Annotated in this window: 18 protein-coding genes and 1 tRNA gene; 5 read left to right on the top strand and 14 right to left on the bottom strand. The window is 37.3% G+C overall.

Features of this window, described 5'->3' with window-relative positions; genetic code table 11:
- Positions 1 to 127: 127 nt before the first annotated feature.
- The 13 genes from mrdA to CVS84_RS01550 all read right to left on the bottom strand — a co-directional run bounded on the left by mrdA (position 128) and on the right by CVS84_RS01550 (position 11745).
- Positions 128 to 1966 carry a penicillin-binding protein 2 gene (mrdA, locus tag CVS84_RS01610; protein ID WP_107690884.1) on the bottom strand — a complete coding sequence of 613 codons (1839 nt, stop codon included), beginning with the start codon at positions 1964 to 1966 and terminating at the stop codon, positions 128 to 130.
- Positions 1963 to 2454, bottom strand: a complete 492-nt coding sequence (locus CVS84_RS01605; protein ID WP_103593357.1) for a hypothetical protein — start codon at positions 2452 to 2454, stop codon at positions 1963 to 1965. The genes mrdA and CVS84_RS01605 overlap by 4 nt, the downstream gene beginning before the upstream one ends.
- 1 nt (position 2455) lies before the next feature.
- The gene (gene yihA, locus CVS84_RS01600; protein WP_021090939.1) at positions 2456 to 3070 is read right to left on the bottom strand and encodes a ribosome biogenesis GTP-binding protein YihA/YsxC; all 615 of its coding nucleotides are present in this window, start codon (positions 3068 to 3070) and stop codon (positions 2456 to 2458) included.
- A complete protein-coding gene (gene lptA, locus CVS84_RS01595; RefSeq protein ID WP_085657638.1) occupies positions 3067 to 3543 on the bottom strand; it encodes a lipopolysaccharide transport periplasmic protein LptA in 477 nt (158 codons plus the stop codon). Before lptA ends, yihA begins: the two co-directional genes overlap by 4 nt.
- Entirely contained in the window at positions 3516 to 4043 is a 528-nt protein-coding gene (locus tag CVS84_RS01590; RefSeq protein WP_085657639.1) for an LPS export ABC transporter periplasmic protein LptC, read from the bottom strand. Before CVS84_RS01590 ends, lptA begins: the two co-directional genes overlap by 28 nt.
- Positions 4034 to 4522, bottom strand: a complete 489-nt coding sequence (locus tag CVS84_RS01585; RefSeq protein WP_021090575.1) for a KdsC family phosphatase — start codon at positions 4520 to 4522, stop codon at positions 4034 to 4036. Before CVS84_RS01585 ends, CVS84_RS01590 begins: the two co-directional genes overlap by 10 nt.
- Complete coding sequence (gene hisB, locus CVS84_RS01580; RefSeq protein WP_199906095.1) at positions 4519 to 5094, bottom strand: imidazoleglycerol-phosphate dehydratase HisB; 576 nt, start codon at positions 5092 to 5094, stop codon at positions 4519 to 4521. The genes CVS84_RS01585 and hisB overlap by 4 nt, the downstream gene beginning before the upstream one ends.
- A 15-nt stretch (positions 5095 to 5109) precedes the next feature.
- Positions 5110 to 5967 (bottom strand): septal ring lytic transglycosylase RlpA family protein, encoded by an 858-nt coding sequence (locus tag CVS84_RS01575; protein WP_107690882.1) that lies wholly within the window; start codon positions 5965 to 5967, stop codon positions 5110 to 5112.
- Positions 5954 to 7165 carry a lytic transglycosylase domain-containing protein gene (locus tag CVS84_RS01570; protein ID WP_107690881.1) on the bottom strand — a complete coding sequence of 404 codons (1212 nt, stop codon included), beginning with the start codon at positions 7163 to 7165 and terminating at the stop codon, positions 5954 to 5956. The genes CVS84_RS01575 and CVS84_RS01570 overlap by 14 nt, the downstream gene beginning before the upstream one ends.
- 64 nt (positions 7166 to 7229) lie before the next feature.
- A complete protein-coding gene (locus CVS84_RS01565; protein WP_107690880.1) occupies positions 7230 to 8015 on the bottom strand; it encodes a TatD family hydrolase in 786 nt (261 codons plus the stop codon).
- On the bottom strand, positions 8012 to 9268 hold the full coding sequence (locus CVS84_RS01560; RefSeq protein WP_107690879.1) for a diguanylate cyclase: 1257 nt from the start codon (positions 9266 to 9268) through the stop codon (positions 8012 to 8014). The genes CVS84_RS01565 and CVS84_RS01560 overlap by 4 nt, the downstream gene beginning before the upstream one ends.
- An 88-nt stretch (positions 9269 to 9356) precedes the next feature.
- Complete coding sequence (locus CVS84_RS01555) at positions 9357 to 10877, bottom strand: AAA family ATPase (RefSeq protein ID WP_199906090.1); 1521 nt, start codon at positions 10875 to 10877, stop codon at positions 9357 to 9359.
- The gene (locus tag CVS84_RS01550) at positions 10870 to 11745 is read right to left on the bottom strand and encodes an NAD(+) kinase (protein WP_107690983.1); all 876 of its coding nucleotides are present in this window, start codon (positions 11743 to 11745) and stop codon (positions 10870 to 10872) included. The genes CVS84_RS01555 and CVS84_RS01550 overlap by 8 nt, the downstream gene beginning before the upstream one ends.
- A gap of 92 nt (positions 11746 to 11837) precedes the next feature.
- Here CVS84_RS01550 and aspS point away from each other — a divergent pair, with 92 nt between their 5' ends.
- The 5 genes from aspS to CVS84_RS01525 all read left to right on the top strand — a co-directional run bounded on the left by aspS (position 11838) and on the right by CVS84_RS01525 (position 15587).
- Complete coding sequence (aspS, locus tag CVS84_RS01545; RefSeq protein ID WP_107690878.1) at positions 11838 to 13595, top strand: aspartate--tRNA ligase; 1758 nt, start codon at positions 11838 to 11840, stop codon at positions 13593 to 13595.
- 188 nt (positions 13596 to 13783) lie between these two features.
- Complete coding sequence (locus CVS84_RS01540) at positions 13784 to 14353, top strand: adenylate kinase (protein ID WP_107690877.1); 570 nt, start codon at positions 13784 to 13786, stop codon at positions 14351 to 14353.
- A 109-nt stretch (positions 14354 to 14462) separates the two neighbouring features.
- On the top strand, positions 14463 to 14798 hold the full coding sequence (locus CVS84_RS01535) for a NirD/YgiW/YdeI family stress tolerance protein (protein ID WP_107690876.1): 336 nt from the start codon (positions 14463 to 14465) through the stop codon (positions 14796 to 14798).
- Positions 14799 to 14868: 70 nt separating this feature from the next.
- Positions 14869 to 15387 carry an inorganic diphosphatase gene (gene ppa, locus CVS84_RS01530; RefSeq protein WP_107690875.1) on the top strand — a complete coding sequence of 173 codons (519 nt, stop codon included), beginning with the start codon at positions 14869 to 14871 and terminating at the stop codon, positions 15385 to 15387.
- 123 nt (positions 15388 to 15510) lie between these two features.
- Positions 15511 to 15587 (top strand) — tRNA-Ile (locus CVS84_RS01525).
- Between the two features lie 108 nt (positions 15588 to 15695).
- Here CVS84_RS01525 and CVS84_RS01520 read toward each other — a convergent pair.
- Positions 15696 to 19358 carry a S6 family peptidase gene (locus tag CVS84_RS01520; RefSeq protein WP_107690874.1) on the bottom strand — a complete coding sequence of 1221 codons (3663 nt, stop codon included), beginning with the start codon at positions 19356 to 19358 and terminating at the stop codon, positions 15696 to 15698.
- Positions 19359 to 19393 lie beyond the last annotated feature (35 nt).

Below are 19393 nucleotides of genomic sequence, written 5' to 3'. Positions count from 1 at the left end.
TCAGTCAAACTTACCAAAATTTAATAAAGAGGATTAAAAAGTAGTTGACAAATTTAGCCAAAAACGCACCAAGTACAAGGTAAAAAAATTCTAAGTAAGTGGTCACTGCCACGGCTTTTTAGTGATCTTATTTTTTCTTATTGTCTTGTTTCTTATTTTGATCGCTTTGGATTTTTTCTAAATTTATATATCCCATTTCAACGAGTTTATTATAAATTTGAGCGATTTTTGGCCCAGCCGCACTTCCGCCATGGCCACCATGCTCGATAACCATTGTGATAACGTATTGCGGGTCTTCATAGGGCGCATATGTAGTCATCCACGCATGAGATCTTTGCAAATACGCCATATCCTCTTCTTTCATACGTTTCTTTTCAGTTTGAGAAATTCCAACGACCTGGGCAGTACCTGTCTTTGCAGCAACTTTAACTAGGCTTCCAATAAAATGCCTATTTGCCGTGCCTCTTGGGTGATTTGCCACTTCATACATTGCATGCCTAATGGCTGGTAACTGTGATTTTTCAAACGGTGTAAAAGCATCATCGGTCGGCGTAAAATCAACATCCTTGCCATCAATGCTCTTTAAAAAATGTGGAGTCACGTTTAGCCCAGTTGCAAGGCCAGCTGTATATTTTGCCACTTGCATAGGCGTGACTAAGAAATTTCCCTGTCCGATAGAAGTGATAAGGGTCTCACCTTGAAACCACGCTTTGCCATACTTCCTCATCTTCCACTCTCTACTTGGCAAAGTCCCCACAAACTCATTTGGCAAATCAACCTCGGTTTTTCTACCAAAACCCATACGTTCAAGTATCGGCACAATAGCGTCGATCCCTATCTTTTGACTACCTTTATAAAAATAATCATCACAGCTCTCTCTAATTGCCGTATTCATATTAACATTTCCATGTCCGTGAGAGTTCCAGCAGCGAAATTTACGCCCTCCAAGCTCATACGAGCCACTACAAAAAAAGCTATCGTATTTACTCATGCCATTATCCAAAAACGCAAGTGCCATACCCATTTTTACGACAGATCCTGGCGGATAAAGGCCGTTTATTAGCTTGTTTGTAAAAGGATGATCGACGTTTTTTACAAGCTCTTCCCATTCAGGCTGAGAAATTCCAAGCACAAATGGATTTAGATCATACTCAGGAAAGCTTCCTGCTGCGATGATAGCACCGTCCTTTAGACTCATAACAATAACGCTTCCTGCATCCTTGCCAAAGACATCGGCCACAAACTGCTGAAGCTCAAGATCGACTGCAAGCTTGATATTTTGACTTTGTGGTGCTTGATAGTTTATCTGTTCGATCTCTTCATTTAGGGCATTTACCTTTATCTTTTTAAACCCTTGAATTCCTTGTAAGATCGGATTATAAAACCGCTCCACGCCACTTCTTCCAATGTAATTTGTAAGCTTTGTCAAAGGATCATTATCCATATCTTTTTGATTTGCCCTACCAACGTAGCCGATGATGTGAGAAGCTAGATCGTTATACGGATAGTGGCGTTTTGAAGCGGGCCTTATCTCTAAATTTTCACGCAAAGAAAGTGATGCAAAAAATGGTAAAAATTTATCATAATCAATAAATTCGACCACATTTATAAAATCTTGGTTATAAGCTGAGTCATTTTTTATGTATTCATTTTTAAGCTTTGTAACATTTAGATCGCTAAATAGTGAGCCAATGTAAGCTAGCTCATCATCTAAAATTTTTACCTTTTTATTAGTACTTAAGTGAGGTCTAATGGATACTGAAAAGCCAAGACGATTAACAGCCATTGGCTTATCATGTGCGTCAAAAATAATGCCCCTAACTGGCGGAATATAAATAGTCTTTATCGCGTTTTGCTCCGCGATCTCGTTGTAGTAAGTATTTGAGTTTATGCTTAGGTGATAAATTCGTCCCAAAAGTATAATCCAAAAAAGAGCGATCACACTAAAGACGATGCGCATCCTCATAGCACTTTATCCCTAAAAAGAACGATAGCAAGGATACTTTCAAATGATATAAAAAATAGATATTCAGACGAAAATGCTAAATTTTGCTCATTTAAAACGTAAGCAAATAGATTATTTACAAGAAAGGTTAAAGCATATCCAGCTGCTACAAAGATGATAAGTAGACAATTTCGCCACTTCATCGTGGTATAGAGCCAGTCTAAAATAAAATTATAAAAAAGCAAAAATGCAATAATCGTTGAAAAAAGATGAAATCCATGAATTTGCTCAGCAAATATTATAAAAATTATCGCAAAGTACCAATTGTGCTTAAACTCGTCGTATTGCTTTTGTTTTCTTGAGTACTCCAAAATCATATAAGTAAAAAAAATACCAATGAGTGGCGGCAAAAAGCCAAATTGCGTAGTTGCGATCTCATATGAGAATAAAAAAACAGCCCACCAAAATTCTTTAAAAATTTTAATATCTAAGCTGCTTATGGTTTGCATTTTATCTACCAAGAGCGTTATTTATGATAGCTTCTCTAGCCTTTTCGATACCGCTTTTATTAAGAGTTGAGACCAAGATGCCGCTTGGGTCAAATTTCATTACCGCACTCTTTTGGCTTTGATTTAGCTTATCACTTTTTGTATATAAATTTAAAATTTTCTGGTCAGCTCTTAAAAAGCTTTTTAGATAAGCATCTACATTTACGTCTATATCTAAATCAAAATGCCTAGCATCAATTAGATGTATAAAAAGCCTTATGTCGCTTCTAAATTTCAAAAACTCATCTAAATTTTTACGCCATTCATCATGCTTTGACTTTGCTACTTTTGCATAGCCAAAGCCTGGCAAATCAACCAAAATGAGCTTAAATTTATCTTTTTCTTCCTGCTCGTCTTTTTGCTCACAAAACTCGGCCTCAAAAAAATTTATAAGCTGAGTTTTGCCAGGAGTCGATGAGCTTTTGGCTAGATTTTTTTGATTTACAAGTGTATTTATGAGGCTACTTTTACCAACATTTGATCTACCCAAAAAGACAACTTCGCTTGTTACGAAGCTTGGAGCCTCTTTTATACTTGGACTTGATGTAATAAATTTAGCACCTAGTGGCCTTATCACTTATCTTTTTCCTCTACCTGAAAGATAAATTTAACAGGTTTTTTCTCATCACTATTTACACTATATGTGCCATCTTTTTGATTGACAACGATCTTTTCACCATAAACATTCTTATCAGTTTCTACTTCATGCAAATAGCCATTTCCACTAACAGTATAGATCTGTTTTGCTGGCTCGTATGTAAGAGTATTGCCTTTGCCGTCGTAGTGCTTATCTTTTATAAAAATTTTTGCTCTAGCATTGCCAGTGGCCACATATTTTATAGGCTGGCGTTTTTTGTCAAAATAGACAACCACCTTATCCGCCTTAAGCTCATCAAATGAACCCTTTTTGATATTTACATTACCTACAAATTCACTAGTTTGCTTATTCTCATCTGCAAAAAAATCATTTGATGTGATTTCAACTTGCTCTGCATTTAAAAATGTAAAACCCAATATCACCGCTAAAATCGCTGATTTTCTTCTACCCATGCCCTTAACCCTTTTACCTGCGTTTGTTTTTTGCCAAGATCATAGCTTCCACTCTCACCCAGTGCCTTATCATTATTTCTTATGAGCGTGAAATTTGCTTCAGATCTTACTATCTTTGTTTTTGTTCCATATATCACTTCGTCACTTATAAATCTCAAACTATCGTTGTTTTCGTATTTTGCATTCTTTTGAAAGATGATTTCGTCGTTTTGTGAGATTGCTTTGTCTGAGCTTAGAAAATGTTTTAAATTTCCTCTTAAAATTTTTGCTTTAAAACTCAAAAATTCATCTTTATCATTGTATCTATTTAGCTCGTCAGCCTCGTAGACTCCGCTTATTTTTGTGGAATTTATCTCATAATCTATCACATCATTTATCTGCATATTTGATATCTTTGTGTCGATCTTTAAAACATTTGCAAGGTATGGATCTTGAGCTGCCAAAAATATCATCACGACACTAAAAATTGCCACGACGAAGTAGAAAATTTTTACAACCAACGCTTAGACCACTCGTCATATAAATTTTCTGATTTTATAATAAGCTCGATCATTTCTCTAACCGCGCCATTGCCACCTTTGTGCTTTAGTTTTGTCTTTACATCAAGCTCTTTTATCGCGTCTTTTGGCTTAAAGCTCCAAGCAACTGCATTTAAAATTTTATAGTCATTGTAGTCATCGCCAATAGCTGCTGCGTTTTTAAAGCTAAGCCCTTCAAATTTTAATATCTCACTCGCCACTTCAAATTTATTACCAACACCTTGATAGACGTGATTTATCTTTAGATCTTCAGCCCTTCGCTCAACGATGGCTGACTTTCTACCAGTAATGATAGCTACTTTTTTGCCAAGCTTTAGCCAGCTTTCTATCGCGTAGCCATCTTTTACATCAAAAAATTTAAGCTCTTCACCATTTGCATTGTATATGATCTTGCCATCAGTCAGGCAGCCATCAACATCTAAAAATATAATCTCTATCATAAAACGCCTTTTGTGCTTGGTGTGCCTATCCTTGCGTTTTTAGCAAGCGCTCTACGAAGTGCGACGGCAAATGATTTAAATGTTACTTCGATGATGTGATGAGTATTTTTGCCACGAATTTGATTTAGATGAAGAGTGATGGCTGAATTTATCGCAACTGCTCTAAAAAACTCTTCCACAAGCTCCGTGTCAAACTCGCCAACCTTGGCATTTTCATTAAAATTTTCATATACAAGATAGGCTCTATTGCTAAGATCTAGTGTGCAAAAAACAGCCGCCTCATCCATAACAACGCTTGCCTCGCCAAATCTCTCAACACCACTTAAAGGATACAAGGCCTCTTTTAAAAGCTGACCCAAAACTATGCCTACATCCTCAACGCTGTGGTGAAAATCCACATACGTGTCGCCCTTGCATGAAATTTCAAGATCAAGCAAAGAATGCTTTGTAAAAGCTTCAAGCATATGGTCAAAAAAGCCAATGCCAGTATCTATCTTTGCAATACCAGAGCCATAAATTTTAAGCTTCATTGAGATTTGTGTCTCTTTTGTATTTCTAGTTAGCTCTAAAATTTCTTCTCTCACGCCCTAACCTCTTACTATAAATGCACCTTGGAATTTACCGCTTCTTGCATAATCCCTAGCCTCGTCCTCACTTCTAAAGCCATTTAAAAATACCCTATAAATGGTCGAGCCATCTATAGTAAATGTCCTAACTACCGACTTGTAACCATCTATGCTTTGATGCTCTCTTTGATATCTGTTTGCGCCCTCAAGGTTTTTAAATGAGCCAATTTGCACCATAAAATCTCCACCTACGACTCGTTGCTCTGAAGAAATAATAATACCTCCAGTTGGAGCTGTCGGAGAGACTGGATTTGGCACTTTTATGCCAGTGCTTGTCGGTTTTGCTTGAGTGTTAATGCTTGCAACAGCATTAATATCTTCATTAAAGCCTATGACTTCCATACTGACTGGAGCTGTGCCTGTACCGATAATATCAAGTTTAGTTGCAGCCGCCTTTGAAAGGTCTAAAACTCTATCAGCCACAAAAGGTCCACGATCATTTACGCGAACAATGACGCTTTTTTGATTTCTTAAATTTGTTACTTTAAGGATCGTATTCATCGGCAAAGTTTTGTGTGCTGCAGTCATGTTGTACATATTATAAATTTCGCCGTTTGAGGTTGTTTTGCCATGAAAATTTGGACCATACCAGCTTGCCGTACCGCTTGCCTTATCACCAACGCTTACAACGGTTGGGTAGTATGTTTTGCCATTTATCGTGTAAGGTCTCATTGTTGCTTTTTGGATAGAAGCTGAATTGTTGCCCTTTACATTAGTTGGGCCACTTGGTGTAAATGGTGCCCCGTTCCAAGAGCAACCAGTAACTAGAAGAGTAAAACTTAGTCCTATATAAAATTTTAGGCTCTTATGGTATGACAATATTTGCTCCAACATTTAAATTTGAACTAGCAAAAGAATTTGCATCTTTTAAATCTTTTTCACTCACATTAAATTTTTTAGATAAAGAAGCTATCGTGTCACCAGTTTGGACTATATAGTTTTGAGATTTATTTTGTGCGGAAAATGGAATAATTAGTTTTTGATTATAGCTTACGGCATTTGTACTAAGTTCATTGTAGTCTTTGATCGCTCTATGACTAACACCTGTTTTTTTAGAGATAGAAAGTAGTGTTTCGCCTTTTTTTACAACGTAGGTATAAAAATTATTTTTACCTTTAAATGGCTTGAAATTTTCTGCAAAAAGTTGTTTTTTATTTTCAGGGATATAAACATAATAATCTTTTAGAGTTGGCGGAGTAAATACAAATTTTAAATGCGGGTTGTTATTTTTCATCTTTTTTGTACTAAGGCCGATACTATCGCCTATTTGAGCTAAATTTGTACCGCCAGGTACTTTTACTTTTACAAGCTTTAGTCCTCCGTTTATATTCAATAAAGATGAATCTTTAGACATCAAGAAGTCTGCGTCTTTTGCAGTATATGCTGCTCTTAAAATTTTGATAACAAAATTTCTAGTTTCGGCTGGAAGGTATTTTTTCTCTGCGTCAAGAAGCGTTACAAGGTCATCTGTGCCAGCTTTTTGTATGGCTCTTTTTAAGGCACCATCACCGCAGTTATAGGCCATAGCTGCTAGATACCACTTGCCAAATTGATTTTTAAGCGACTTTAGATAATTTGTTGCTGCAATAGTAGACTCTACTGGATCTTTTCTCTCATCGACATACTGTCCTACCTTTAGTCCATGCAGTCTAGCCGTTTGCTCCATAAACTGCCACATGCCAGTAGCTTTTGCGTTTGAGACTGTGTGATTTGAAAAGCCTGATTCTATCATAGCTAGATAAAAGAATGACTCAGGTACGCCTGATTTTTTGATCTGCTCTTTTACCATCGGTATATACATATAACCATTTTTTAGAGCATCTGTAAATGTTTCAAGTTGTGATTGTTTGATACCTTGCCTCATCTTTGCATAGTGAGAAGTCTTCATAAAGCTAGCATCAATATCTAGCTCTTTTAAAATTTTTACCTGAGTGTCGTATGAGCTTTTTTCAGGTGTATTTGCCAGTAGCAAGGTACTACATGCAAACATTAAAAATATTTTAAGCATTGCTTTCATTTCTATCCTTTTTCGTGTCAAAACTTAAGATGCTAGCATCTTAAACAAGTGCAACGCTCAAAATTTAAGCAAAGCACTTAAACAACCTTTTGGCATTATTTGAAGTTTTTTCACAAACAACTTCAAACTCAAGGTTTAAAATTTCAGCTATCTTTTTAGCAACAAATGTCGTAAACGCCGGCTCATTTCTCTTGCCACGATTTGGTTCTGGCGTGAGATAAGGAGCGTCAGTTTCAATAACTATCCTATCAAATGGGATTTTTGGCAAAATTTCGACTAAATTTTTAGCATTTTTAAATGTTAAAACACCGCCTATGCCAAAGTAAAAATTCCCAAATTTACAAAGCTCTAAAAGAAGTGGCGAAGCATTATAACAGTGCAAAATCGCTCCAGCTTCAAGCTTTGGTGCATACTCTTTTAAGATATTAAAAGAGTCCTCATTAGCCTCCCTAATGTGAAGAATAACGGGTTTTTTTAACTCAACAGCCAAATCAAGTTGAGCTAAAAAAATACGTTTTTGATCCTCTTTTTCTTTTATCTTTTCACTTTCATCTTTTGGTAAGCGAAAGTAGTCCAGACCGCATTCACCCATTGCCACACACTTTTCATCTTTGGCAAAATTTCTTAAAATTTCAATACTAAAACTCTCTTTATCATATGGATGAACTCCAGCGGCAAAGAAAATGTCAGAATTTTCATGCGCTATTTTAGCCGCTTTTGGTAAATCATTGATATCAGCTCCCGGGATAATAAAGCCTTTTAGCCCTAAATTTCTAGCTTCATCTAAAATTTTATCAAGGTCAGGATCATAAACTTTACTATCTAAATGACAATGCGTATCTATAATCATAAAGCTATTTCTACTCTATTTCTACCATTTTCTTTTGCGATGTAAAGTGCTGAATCGCAAGCCTCAAGCATATCGTCTATCTCGCAATGCCCATTGCCAAAAGATACACCTATTGATATAGTAACTTTTACTTTTTCCTTTTTTATAGTTACTTCATTTTCAGCCACTTTGGCTCGTAAATTTACAAAAAATTTGACAGCTTCTTCTTGGCTTATCTTTTTAAGTACAACACAAAACTCTTCGCCACCAAATCTAGCAACGATATCACTTCCTTTTGTATTGTCATTTAAAATTTTTGCGATTGATTTTAGTATCCTATCTCCGCCATCATGGCCATATGTATCATTTATCTTCTTAAAATAATCAATATCAATCATTGCAAAAGCATAAGGCTCATTGGTCTCTTCAGCTGCCTGGACATACTCTTCCACGTCGGAATAAAAAAATCTTCTATTATAAACCCCGGTCAAGAAGTCACGATTTGCAAAATTTGCTATCTTATTTATATTTTCCATCGCTTCAATCGTATTATTAACACGACATATTAGCTCTTCTTTTGAAAATGGTTTTGCTATAAAGTCGCTCGCACCATTTTTTAAGAATATTGACGCATCAGTCTTTTCGCTAGGAGATGTCATAACGATTACGCCAAGACTATTTTTATCTTTTTCTTTTCTAACCTCTTTTAAAACTTCAAGGCCATCTTTTACCGGCATTCTATAATCAGTTATTACAAGATTTATATCAGGATTATCTGCAAAATAACTCATTGCCTCTTCGCCATGAGCCGCAGCCAAAACTTTAAACTGAAGGCTAGTTAATATCTTTTTTATCATATTTCTAAAAGGGAGCGAGTCTTCAACAACCAAAACCTTGTATTGTCTATTTTTGCTCAGTCTATTTATCATTTGAAAGATATAGTTGATATCGTCCATATTTCCTTTATAAACATAATCAACAATATCTTTATTTATAAAATTTTGCCTTGTTTCATCATCAATGCTACCTGTTAAAACAATAGCTGAAAGTCCTTTGGAAAGTGCATAATCAACGATCTCGCCATTTGGAGCATCTGGCAAATTTAAATCCAAAATAGTCATAAAATAATCTTTATCATGCTCGCTAATTAGCGTCTTAGCCTCGGCAAAACTATATGCAACATCAATTGTCATATCATCAATGCTCTTTTCCATTTGCATAACAATCAGCTTTGCTAACGCCTTATTATCATCAACTACAAGGATTCTTTCCATATTATTCCTACAAAAATTTTTATCAAATTAGTGACGATTTTATCAAATAAATTTATTTATAAAGCTTAAATTAATAATTTAAATTAAGCTACTTTAAAAGCCCTTTCGCAAAATTTATCGCTTCTTCGCTTATGTGCTCGCCACTTATCATACGCGCAAGCTCATTTACACGCTCCTCTTTATCAAGCTCTCTTACGACCGAGTTTTCTCCATGACGCTCTACTAAAAAGTGTGAATTTGCCTTTGAGCTAAGCTGTGGCTGATGTGAAATGGCAAAAATTTGATAAAAATTTGCAAGCTTAAGCAAAACATTTGCGATACTCATAGCCTCTTTTCCGCTTAAATTTGCATCTATTTCATCAAGTATGATGACATCACCGCCCGTTTTTGTAATCTCACTAGATGCGGCTATAAAAGCCAGTCTTAGGCGGTTTAGCTCGCCTGAACTTAAATTTTTAAGCGAAGTCTCATTTAAATTTAGACAAACCTCATCAAGTCCTAAAATATCAAGTCTTTTTTCTTCTATTTTTAGCGTAATATCTGGCATATAAAGCTCTTTTAAATATAAATTTATCATACTCTCAAGCTCTTTTAAATTTACGCCCCTTACCCTGCTTAAAACGCTGGCAAGCTCATTTGCCTTTTTGCTTAAAATTTCAAATTTCTTCTCAAGCTCGCTCTTTTCAAAGCTTAAATTTTCATATCTGGCAAGCTCTTTTTCCTTTTTATCAAGTGCCTCTAGCGCCTCTTCCTCACTGCCATATCGCCTAATAATAGCATTTAGCGCCTCTATCCTATCAAGCACGCTCTCAACGTCAATATCATCAAGCTCTTCCATATTTAGGCTATCTCTTGCAACCCTTAGCTCGTTCATTGCATCTTCAAAAAAGCCATTATCAAGATCGCTGATACTTAGCGCCTCATTTACGCTGTGCTCTAGCTCAAATATCCGCTCAGCCCTAGCCCACGCTTCATTTATCTTATCCTTTTTACTAAGCCTTTTTTTAGTCTCCATGAGCTCTTCAAACTCGCCTTTTTTAGGCCCTACACTTCTTATCTTCTCGATCTCAAAGCTAGCAAGCTCCTTTAGCTCCTCGACCTTTTTCTCTTCCTCTTTTATAGTGGCTAGCTCTTTTGAAATTTTAGAAAATTCCAAAAAGGTCTCTTCAAATTCCTGCTTTGTTTCTTTAAATTTCTCATTTTTCGAAATTTCTAGCCTGTCAAGCAAATTTAGAAATTTCTCATTTTCAAACTCGTTTGCCTCTTTTGCCGAGAGATATTTGATATGCTCACGCGCCACTTGAGCTAAATTTTTCTTTGAGATGGCTTGCTGATTTATAAAATATCTCGTGCTTTTATCTTTTAAAAGCTTGAAAATATTGACCTCTTCGTTTTCTATACCAAACTCATCAAGCTCAAATTTATGCTCCACGTCAGCTTCTATTAGCCTTGCCTCGCTATCTTTTAGCCCAAAAACAGCCATTATGGCGCTCATTAGCACCGACTTACCAGCGCCACTAACGCCCGTAAATACGCTAAGCCCCTCTTTGAAATTTAGCTCGACATTTTTAAAATTTAGATAATCTTTAATCAAAATTCGATCAATCATTATAACCCCAGTGAAGTTTCTCTTTTAAAATTTGAAAATAATCCCTGCCGATGTGGCGTATCAGCCTCGCTTTTTTGTTGCTAAGGCTCATGCTAACGGCTGAAATTTTACTCATATCAAATCTATCTTGTCCGTCTATTACTAAAATGGCGTCGCTATTTGTTCTAAATTTAACCGTGTGATTTTTTGTAAGTACAACTGGGCGCTGTGTAAGTGAGTGCGAGCAGATGGGAGTTACTGTAAAAACTTCGCTTAATGGATAGATAATAGGGCCATTTGCGCTCATGTTATATGCCGTTGTTCCAGCAGGTGTCGCTACTATAACGCCGTCACCAAAATATGAATTAAAATATTTTTCATTTAAAAGTGCCTCGATATGCGTCATCGAACCACCATTTTTACTAACGATGACTGCATCGTTAAATGCTATTTTTTGCTCGGTTTTGCCATCATTTTTGTGAAGCGTCACATCAAGCATAAAAGGCGTTTCCACCTCAAATTTATCATCAAAAAAGTCTTTAAAAAATTTCTCACTCTCGCCAATCGTGATATCTGTCAAAAAGCCTAGCTTACCAGCGTGTATGCCAAGGACAAGTGGCGAGATATGAGCTAGTTTTCTACAAGTCGAGATTATAGTGCCATCACCGCCAAGCGTGATTAAAAATTCGCACTCTTTGGCTAATTTTATAAGCTCAAAACCATTTTTTTCTATACGCTTGGCACAATTTTTCTCAAGTAAAATTTCTGCACTATATTTTGATAAAATTTTTTCTAGCTTTTTTAAATCTTGCCTAAACAATGGATAATCTTTGGCAATGAGTCCCACTTTTTTTGTGCAAAAAGTATTAAATTTTTGTTCATTTTCCATGTAAATGATTGTAACATATTTTATTTTAACAAAGCTTTTCAAAAGAAAAAAGCGATTATAATTGCCTAAAAAACATTGCAAAGGAGCATTTTATGCGAAGTCATTATTGCACCGATCTTAGCAAAGCTGATATCAGCAAAGAAGTAATACTTTGTGGCTGGGCAAACACATATAGAGATCATGGTGGCGTCATTTTCATCGACTTAAGAGATGTTAGTGGGCTTATACAGTTAGTTTGTGACCCCGCTGACAGCAAAGAAGCACATGATATTGCTGCAAAAGTAAGAGATGAATATGTCTTAAAAGCAAAAGGAAAAGTAAGAGCTAGAGGCGAAGGGCTAACCAATCCAAAGCTAAAAACTGGCGAGATAGAGGTGATAGTAAGCGAGCTCATCATTGAAAACCCAAGCGAGCCGCTACCATTTATGATAGGCGATGAGAGCGTAAATGAGGACATCAGGCTAAAATACCGCTTTCTAGACCTTAGAAGCGAGCGCTTGCAAAATATATTTAAAATGCGTTCTCGTGCAGCGATCGCAGCTAGAAACAGCCTAGATAAAATGGGCTTTATCGAATTTGAAACTCCGGTTTTAACACGCGCAACTCCAGAAGGTGCGAGAGACTACCTAGTACCGAGCCGCGTGTATCCAGGTCAGTTTTATGCGCTACCACAAAGCCCACAGCTATTTAAGCAGCTTTTGATGTGTTCTGGTTTTGATAAGTATTTTCAGATAGCAAAATGCTTCCGCGACGAAGATCTAAGGGCTGATCGCCAACCAGAATTTACTCAAATAGATATCGAAATGAGCTTTGTAGAGCAAGAAGATATCATAAATATGGCCGAGACGATGCTAAAAGATATCTTTAAAGCCTGCGGGCACGACATCAAAACACCATTTAGACGCATGAGCTACAAAGAGGCTACCGAGACTTACGGTTCAGACAAGCCAGACCTCAGATATGACCTCAAAATGGTTGATGTAATTGATATTTTTGAACGCTCAAGTAATGAAATTTTTAGCGGGATCGCAAAAGATAAGAAGAAAAACCGCATAAAAGCGCTAAAAGTGCCAAATGGCGACAACATCTTTAGTAAACGCGAGATGAATAGATTTGAAGAATTTGTACGTAAATTTGGAGCACAAGGGCTTGGCTACTTCCAAATGAAAGAAGAAGGACTAAAAGGCCCGCTTTGCAAATTTTTCGAGCAAAGCGATCTTGATGAGATCGTCTCAAGATGTGAACTAAAAGTTGGCGACGTTGTATTCTTCGGTGCTGGCAAGAAAAAAGTCGTGCTTGATTATATGGGAAGATTTAGAATTTTTCTAGCAGAACAAATGGGTATAATCGATCAAGACAAGCTTGAGTTTTTATGGGTGCTTGACTTCCCGATGTTTGAGCAAAACGACGATGGCAGCTACTCTGCGATGCACCATCCATTTACTATGCCAAAAAATATAGATGAGCCTGATCTTGAGGATATCCTATCTATCGCTCACGACGTTGTTTTAAACGGCTTTGAGCTTGGCGGCGGAAGTATAAGAATTCACAAAAATGACATCCAACAAAAAGTCTTTAAACTTCTTGGCATAGACGAAGAGGAGCAGCGTGAGAAATTTGGCTTCTTGCTTGATGCCTTGACATTTGGCGCGCCTCCACATGGTGGTATCGCGATCGGATTTGACAGGCTAAATATGCTTGTAAATAAAGCAGGCTCGATCCGTGATGTTATAGCCTTCCCTAAAACACAGCGTGCTCAGTGCCCGCTCACAAAAGCACCAAGCTACGCTAGCAACGAACAGCTTAGGGAGCTAGGACTAAGGATAAGAGAAAAAGAGCAAAAGGCTTAAAATTTTTGCAATAAATTTAGACTTTTTATATGTCTAAATTTGAGTTATTTTATTAAAAGATTAAATTTTTGAGATGAATTTGGATGTTGTGCAGAAAATTTTATCCCAAAGCTAGACATATAGTCTGCTGTAGGGTGAAATTTTCAAACTCATTCAAAGATGCTCAAAAAATATAAAAAAGGGAAAGAATGAAGAATTTATTTTTAATCATAGGCGCTCCAGGCAGCGGCAAAACAACAGACGCATCACTCATTGCACAGCAAGATGAAAAATTTGCACACTTCTCAACTGGCGATCTTTTAAGAGCAGAGGTTGCTAGCGGTAGCGAGCTTGGTAGGCTGATAGATGGCTTTATCTCAAAAGGAAATTTGGTTCCACTTGACGTTGTCGTAAACGCAATCGTATCAGCCATTAAAGGCTCAGAAAAATCAAATATCATAATAGACGGCTACCCAAGAAGCATTGAACAAATGACAGAGCTTGACAAGGTATTAAGCGAGCAAAAAGAAATTTCTCTTAAAGGCGTCATCGAAGTAGACGTTAGCGAAGATGTGGCAAGAGCTAGAGTACTCGGCCGCGCAAGAGGTGCTGATGACAACAACGAAGTATTCAACAACCGCATGAAAGTATATCTTGATCCGATTGTTTCTATCCGTGAATTTTACAGCAAAAAGGAGCTACTTCATGTAGTAAACGGTGAACGCGGTATAGACGAGATCGTAACTGATATCAAAAATTTACTAACTAAACTTCTATAAATTTACAGACCTTGCATCAAAAGGTGCAAGGTTTTAAAACTTACTTTTCATTAATATCAAAAATGTAATATCCTTTTAAATTTTTACAATAAATTCCAAAAGGATAAAAATGAAAAAAATTATAATCGCTTCACTAGCTGCTAGCATCGCAATGGCTGGAGACTTCACATCAAAGCACTCAAGCGAAACGATAAGCGTAAAAGAGGCTTTGAAACTAAAAGACGACGCTAAAGTTGTACTTGAGGGCAAAATAAAATCGCATATAAAATCAGACAAATATGAATTTATTGATAAAAATGGTGATGTCATTATTATTGAGATCGATAACAAAAAATATGGCAACATAACAGCCAACGAAGATACGCCTTTAAGAATAAGAGGCGAAGTGGATAAAGACCTTATGAAAACAGAGATCGATGTCGATAGCGTAGAGGTTATAAAGTAGTTAAATTTTACGCGTATTTAATGCAAAAAATACTAAAATCACGAAAATTTCTAATAAAAAGGACGAATATATGGACGTTTCAAAGATCAAAGCTGGCTCAAACCCAGATAAAATCAGTGCCGTAATCGAAATACCTTATGGCTCAAATATCAAATACGAGATCGACAAAGATAGCGGTGCAGTCGTAGTTGATCGTGTGCTTTACTCAGCTATGTTTTACCCAGCAAACTACGGCTTTGTGCCAAACACACTTGCGGCTGATGGCGATCCAGCTGATATTTTGGTACTAAATGAGTATCCGCTCCAAGCTGGCAGTGTCATCCCTTGCCGCTTGATAGGCGTTTTAGTAATGGAAGATGAGGCTGGCATGGACGAAAAGCTTTTGGCTGTACCGGTTACAAAGATCGATCCAAGATATGATGCGATAAAAAGCTACCAGGATCTGCCAGTTGCAACACTAAATAAGATCAAAAATTTCTTTGAAACTTATAAAATTCTCGAGCCAAACAAATGGGTAAAAGTGAAAGAATTTAAAGATGCAAATGCTGCAAAAGAAATTTTAGATACCGCAATTAAAAATTATAAATGATTATAAGCCCTATTTTTAGGGCTTTTACTTTAAAAATTTCTTAGTTTTATATGCTAGGAAAAAAGAATTATTTTTATATTTAGATAAGCTTTTTCTTGTATAATACGGTTTTCTTTCAACTGTGGGTTCATAGCTCAGTTGGTTAGAGCATCCGGCTCATAACCGGATGGTCCCAGGTTCGAGTCCTGGTGAACCCACCACTTTCTATTTTATTTATAATCTTTAATCTTCTAAAATCTAAATTTTGAGACTATTTTGCTTTTGATTTAAGAATCAAAGTGAACTTTTATTCACCTTGATCTAATATCTTAAAATTTATATTCCAGCTTTATGCCGCCGCTTACGCCGTAGCTTTTGTCGTTATCTAACATTCCACTAAGTTGATAAGAAAGCGCGAAATTTTCGCTAATTTTCGTATCCGCGATCAAATTTAGCTTATAGACCAGTTTGTTATTGTCGAGCTTGTAGTCGACGTATTCGTTTGAGTTATTTAGCGAAACGTAAGATTTATCGTCAGAGTTATAGATATTTTGTTTTACTAAAAATTGTGCCGCAAATGCATTTTTATCGCTATTTAACACATACTCGACGCCGACTCCTAAAGCTACGTTAAAGTCGTTTATATCTTTTTGATCGTATCTGTTGTTTTTAAAGCCCTTTACGCCGTTTGCGCCAAATTCTAGCGCAAGTACGGGCTTGATAGCCTGAGCGTATTCGCCGTTTGAACCGAGTGAAATTTTATATTTATAGTAGTTGCTCGAAAGGATACCCGTGCTTCTTACGCTAGCCTTTTGCGAATCGTTTAAGCTGCGCTTAGAATTTACGAAGGCTAAATTTAGATTGCTCTGTATCTCATGAGCATCTCGCTCAAAAAGTCCATACGCTCCAAAGCTATAAATTTTTGCATCGTCGCTCATGGCGCCAGAGTTAAATTTAGCCTTGCTCATGCCCGCATTCACGCCTAAAATAAACTCGTCATAGCTCCTGTCGTAGCCTATATACGTGCCGTAAAATTTTAAATCACCGCCGCTATCTTTATCTTTAAAATACGCTCCGTTTATGTTTGCCCAGAAATTATTTCTTAGCCTGCTAGCCTCGGCCGCTTCGTAGGCTATTGCGGCGGTCGGCTTAAAATCGCTCTCAAGCCCCGCTAGCCTAAACTGCGAAATATCGGCCTTTGCCCTTAACTGAGTAATTTGAGATAATCTCGAGTTTATTAACTCATTACCGTTTTGTAAGGCTTTGACGCTAACTTTTAAAGACGAACCAGAAATTTCCTTTATATCGGATTCTGCCTTTAACGCCATTTGTCTTAAAGTCTCGGTATCGCCGCTTTGGAGAGCGCTTTCATACTCCGGTCTATTTTTAAACATATTTAAAATTTTATTTTGGCGTTCGCTAAATCCGGTCAACCTTAGCTCCTGCTCAGATCCCGGCGTCGCAGACGGATTCTCGGCTTTTTTATCGCTTAATCTCATCGTAATTTTGCCGTCTTTTATGGCGTAAGTCGTAAAAAGACCGTTGATTTTTTGCTCGGTATTAAATATCGCGCCTTTGTTTACGATACTTTCTGCGCTTATGAGTGTATATGTTTTTTCAGCAGTCATCTCGCCTTTCAAAGCCGCCGCAAAATCGATATTAAATTTCATCCCCGCGCCAAGCGTCAAAACCTTTTTAAAATCCAAAATAGGCTCGTTTGCATTACTAAAATTTTTTATATTTAAATTTTTCGCTACGGTCGTATCGGGGTCAAAGGTTAGTTTGTTTGCTCCGCTAACGTCTAGATTTTCTATTTCTAATTTACCGCTTCCAGCCACTATGCTGCGAGCAGGAGCCGTATTTTTGCCGTTTATTACGAGCTCTTTTAGTTTAGTCTTCGTGCCGCCGACTCTTAGCATGCTGTCGCTATCCATGACGATTCTATTTTTAAAGCTAACGTCTTTAACTAGCAAATTTCCTTTTTCTACGTTTTGGCGGTATTTTAAGCCGTCGTCATAAGTATTTGAGCCGTCGAATTTATCGATATAGTGAGTTAATTCGCCGCTTAAATTTATAACCGAATTTGCAGCCTTTATTTCGCCATTTACGTCAGCTTCCTTGCCTATCGTAAGTTCTGAAGAATTTATTTTTATGCCCTCTTTCGCATTAAATTTTCGCTTCTCCCAATCAGGCTGCGATAGCGTAGAGGGGCGAGTCAAATCCATATACGAAGGTTCGCTTAAACCGGCAGCGGCTATTTTATCCTTTACCGCCTGCGTTAAGACGCTAGCATCTGCCGTAGCATGAGCAGTCGGATGTCCTTGAAGCGTAACCTTGGCGTTATTTAGGCTCAAACTTCCGTCTATATCAAAACCGCCGTCAAATACGAGCTCTCGTCCTTGCCCATCGTGTTTTACGTCTATATTTTTATCTACGTTCGCATGAAATATCGTATCTTTACCGCTTTCGCCGTTTATTTTAAGCGTTGCTTTTTGAGCGGATAAATTCGTGATTTTAGCAGCGTTTGAATTAGCCGAAACGTTACTAAAAGTTTGATCAAATCCGTTTAAATCAAGCTTTCCTCCGCCGTTTCCAAAGAAAATTTTATCGTTTAAACTATCGTCTACGCCGAGTCTTAATAAGCCTCTGCCGCTCGTTAAATAAATTTTTTCAAAAGCATTTACGGCTCTTAGATCCACTATACCGTCGCCTAATCTTAATGTTTTATTACCGCTAGAATTTACGATTAAGCTTCCTTTGCCGACTTTATGTACGCTAGTATCGGCCACTACGTTTAAGCTCAAACTTGCGCCGCCAGCTACGTCAAAGCCCGCAAGTCTAGTTATTTTATTGCTTCCGATACCGTTTAGAAGGGTAAAATTTCCGCTATTTACGACTATTCCGCCGTGACCTAAATCAAGGTTAGAATTTAGTGTAATACTTGAACCGTTTGCGGCGTTAAATATATTGTCTTTATTTCTTACGAGTTGGGCGTTTGAGACGTTTAAACCGCTGACTAAATTTTCATAATTTCTCCTATAGTCGCTAAAATCTCTCATCGTTACGATTGAGACGTGATTGCTATTATCGGCGACCGCCGATAAAACCCCTACTAAAACCCATTTTTGCGCTACCGTATCGTATACGAAAAATCCCGAACCGCTATCGCCGGGCAAAAGCCTGTTTCTAAAGCCGCTACCGGAAGTCATAAACATATAAACGCCGGGCCTATTTATACTCGAGATATGCGTTTTATAATTAGCCGAATAATGCGTGCTTATTTCGTTTATGCTTCCACCCAAAGCCTGATTAACGATATTTTGATCTTCAAATTCTCTTGCGCTTACGACGTCGCTATATCCGTCGGTATCTATTTTCGGTTTTTCCAGCCCAAGCGCTCCGGTGCCCGCCTGATAGGCAAGAACGTTATCGCCTCTAGCCCCGCCGCTATTTTTTATATCCTTTAAATAGTTTTGTATTTTATCTATATTAGCCTCATCAGTCGCCCTACTATCGCCTGAAATATCTAAATTCGGTACGTCTATCGGATCTATTTGTCCCTCTACGATGTATTTAGTCGTTCGCATATAAGCGGTATCGGAATTATATAATCCCTCTGTCGGAGTCGCCGTACGAGAAGTTAGATATTCGTATTTAGTATTGCCAAACCATCCCCTATTTTCGTTAAAATTACTAGCCGCGGCAGCATCTAACGTATGGTTCGCCGTTACGACGAAATTTCGTCCGAGCGAAGTAAAATTTCCTTTATTATTCCTAGCGCCGCTATTTGGGATTTTATCAAACGTAAATTTGTCGCCGTTTCTTTGCGCAAATTCTAGCGGAGTATCTTGCGGGGTAAAAGCACCCTTATTTTGCGCGAAATCAAGATAATCCCTATAATAATTCGTCCCTATATCCATAACCTGCGCATTTGCGCAAGCGCATAAAACGCTTGCCAAAGCGATAGAAATACCGAATTTGTTATTTTTCAAGATAAACCTCCATTTTGTGAATATAATTCCATTTA

It is taken from the genome of Campylobacter concisus, from assembly GCF_003048575.1.
Taxonomy (GTDB): Bacteria; Campylobacterota; Campylobacteria; order Campylobacterales; family Campylobacteraceae; genus Campylobacter_A; species Campylobacter_A concisus_U.
This window is presented reverse-complemented; position numbering and strand designations above follow the sequence as displayed.

Bases quoted from the DNA above. Each gene is read 5' to 3' on its own strand.
- mrdA (WP_107690884.1), bottom strand. From the start codon at position 1,966: ATGAGGATGCGCATCGTCTTTAGTGTGATCGCTCTTTTTTGGATTATA.
- CVS84_RS01605 (WP_103593357.1), bottom strand. From the start codon at position 2,454: ATGCAAACCATAAGCAGCTTAGATATTAAAATTTTTAAAGAATTTTGG.
- lptA (WP_085657638.1), bottom strand. From the start codon at position 3,543: ATGGGTAGAAGAAAATCAGCGATTTTAGCGGTGATATTGGGTTTTACA.
- CVS84_RS01585 (WP_021090575.1), bottom strand. From the start codon at position 4,522: ATGATAGAGATTATATTTTTAGATGTTGATGGCTGCCTGACTGATGGC.
- CVS84_RS01570 (WP_107690881.1), bottom strand. From the start codon at position 7,165: ATGAAAGCAATGCTTAAAATATTTTTAATGTTTGCATGTAGTACCTTG.
- CVS84_RS01565 (WP_107690880.1), bottom strand. From the start codon at position 8,015: ATGATTATAGATACGCATTGTCATTTAGATAGTAAAGTTTATGATCCT.
- CVS84_RS01560 (WP_107690879.1), bottom strand. From the start codon at position 9,268: ATGGAAAGAATCCTTGTAGTTGATGATAATAAGGCGTTAGCAAAGCTG.
- CVS84_RS01555 (WP_199906090.1), bottom strand. From the start codon at position 10,877: ATGATTGATCGAATTTTGATTAAAGATTATCTAAATTTTAAAAATGTC.
- CVS84_RS01550 (WP_107690983.1), bottom strand. From the start codon at position 11,745: ATGGAAAATGAACAAAAATTTAATACTTTTTGCACAAAAAAAGTGGGA.
- aspS (WP_107690878.1), top strand. From the start codon at position 11,838: ATGCGAAGTCATTATTGCACCGATCTTAGCAAAGCTGATATCAGCAAA.
- CVS84_RS01540 (WP_107690877.1), top strand. From the start codon at position 13,784: ATGAAGAATTTATTTTTAATCATAGGCGCTCCAGGCAGCGGCAAAACA.
- CVS84_RS01535 (WP_107690876.1), top strand. From the start codon at position 14,463: ATGAAAAAAATTATAATCGCTTCACTAGCTGCTAGCATCGCAATGGCT.
- ppa (WP_107690875.1), top strand. From the start codon at position 14,869: ATGGACGTTTCAAAGATCAAAGCTGGCTCAAACCCAGATAAAATCAGT.